The sequence below is a fragment of the Amycolatopsis sp. cmx-11-12 genome, assembly GCF_046269425.1.
Taxonomy (GTDB): Bacteria; Actinomycetota; Actinomycetes; order Mycobacteriales; family Pseudonocardiaceae; genus Amycolatopsis.
In genome coordinates, this window is sequence record NZ_JADNQM010000091.1 from 1 (window position 1) to 1,564 (window position 1,564).

A 1,564-nucleotide genomic window follows, 5' to 3' on the forward strand; every position below is an offset into this window, starting at 1 on the left:
TCGAAGCCACCACACTCGCCGACGCACTGGGCGAGCTGACGACCAAATTCCCGGCGATGGACAGAGTCCTTCTCGACAACACCGGAAACCTCCGCAAAGCACACCGCGTATTCCTCAACGGCGAACTGATTCCCCATCCCGACCGGACGATGCCGCTGGGCGACGACGACCGGATCGAGTTCTTCACCGCGGTCGCCGGTGGCTGAACCGGCCGATGGAGGTGGCCGACGACCCCGCGAGTTCGGAAGGGTAACACTGGAGAACCAACGCGCCGGACTGGGCCGACATCCAGGAACACACCATCCACCCGGCCTGGCTCACCGTCCTGACCGACCTAGCGCCGTCATCGAGTCGGCCGGTGCTGGACCTGGGCTGCGGCGCCGGCGGATTCACCCGGCTGGCCCACGGACACGGCATCAGGGTCAGCGGTCTGGACGCGGGCGCCGCGCTGGTCGAGATCGCGCGGACCTGGACTCCGGCAGGGGCTTTCTGGTCGGCGACATGGAGCAGATTCCTTTGCCCGACAACGAATTCTCCGCGGTAACGGCATTTAACAGCCTCCACTTCGCCAAAGACCCCACTCGCGTCGTCGAGGAGGCGATACGGGTCACCTGCCCCGGAGGACACCTCGCCGTCGCAACCTTGGGACCACTCACGGATTGCGACGCGATGGCGTACTTCCTCGATCTCGGCGGCTCTATGCTCTTAAGGCTCCCTCCGTTCGCCGGACACGGTGGTGTTGGCGTTGGCGTCAGATGGCTCGCCCGGTGGCGTGTGGAGGACCTCAAACGTGACCCGGACGTGTATCCCAATGCTGGAATGCCGCCGTTTGATCGCCTGGTCCCGGACGCGCTGTCCCACTCGCACGAGGACCTCATTCCGATCGGTTTTCCTGGATGCGGACTCGGGATGGGTTCGCGCCCTTTGCTTCGATTCGCCCGACGCGCGTCCGCTTCCCGGCCTTCTCCGGCGATCTCCACGTCGGCGAAGCCACCGCAAAGGCGGCACCTCGGTAGGCCAAGCAGCCCAACCTGAGCCCAGAAACCCGGTGGCCACCGGGGCCGCGATCAGCCGCGCGGTGGTGACCGTGACCTTTCGCAGCGGGCGCGTCACAAATGCTCATTGTCGCCGAGAACACATGCGGCCTCGGAGTCGGCGCCCGCCTGCTGCTGGACGCGCAACAGCACCGGGCCACCCCCAAACTGTTCACGTCCACGAACCTGTCCAACCAGCTCATGCAGCGGCTCCCCGCCCGCCTTGGCTGGCAGTCCGCGGGAATCGTCTACGGCCTCGACGACGGAGATCCCGAACTGTTCTTCCTCGCCCCCGGCAGACACCCAGCTGCCGTGAAGCGTCCCGTCCACGCCAGCGACGATGGCCTGCTACACGCGAAGGCTAAAGGTTGTCCCGTAATGATCAAGTGTGTTGGCAGGTATGGGGGGTGACGGCGGTGCTATCCGCTGCCGTCAGGTGGTCATGGTCAGGTTGCGCATGAGGGCGATGCCGCGGGTGGCGTGCGAGACGCCGTCGCGTTTGCGGCGGCAGTTGCGCAGGATGTTCCAGG

4 protein-coding genes are annotated in these 1,564 nt (G+C 65.9%); 3 read left to right on the forward strand and 1 reads right to left on the reverse strand.

Annotated elements, in window-relative coordinates:
- From ACLARN_RS44025 to ACLARN_RS44035, 3 genes are all read left to right on the forward strand, one after another.
- Positions 1-206: MoaD/ThiS family protein (locus tag ACLARN_RS44025; protein ID WP_409497439.1), on the forward strand; the 206-nt coding region annotated here is incomplete at its 5' end.
- A gap of 152 nt (positions 207-358) precedes the next feature.
- On the forward strand, positions 359-544 hold the full coding sequence (locus ACLARN_RS44030; protein WP_409497442.1) for a methyltransferase domain-containing protein: 186 nt from the start codon (positions 359-361) through the stop codon (positions 542-544).
- Entirely contained in the window at positions 502-1,035 is a 534-nt protein-coding gene (locus tag ACLARN_RS44035) for a class I SAM-dependent methyltransferase (protein WP_409497440.1), read from the forward strand. Before ACLARN_RS44030 ends, ACLARN_RS44035 begins: the two co-directional genes overlap by 43 nt.
- Positions 1,036-1,109: 74 nt before the next feature.
- Here the strand turns inward: ACLARN_RS44035 and ACLARN_RS44040 are convergent, their stop codons facing one another.
- Entirely contained in the window at positions 1,110-1,364 is a 255-nt protein-coding gene (locus tag ACLARN_RS44040) for a hypothetical protein (protein WP_409497441.1), read from the reverse strand.
- Positions 1,365-1,564: the final 200 nt, after the last annotated feature.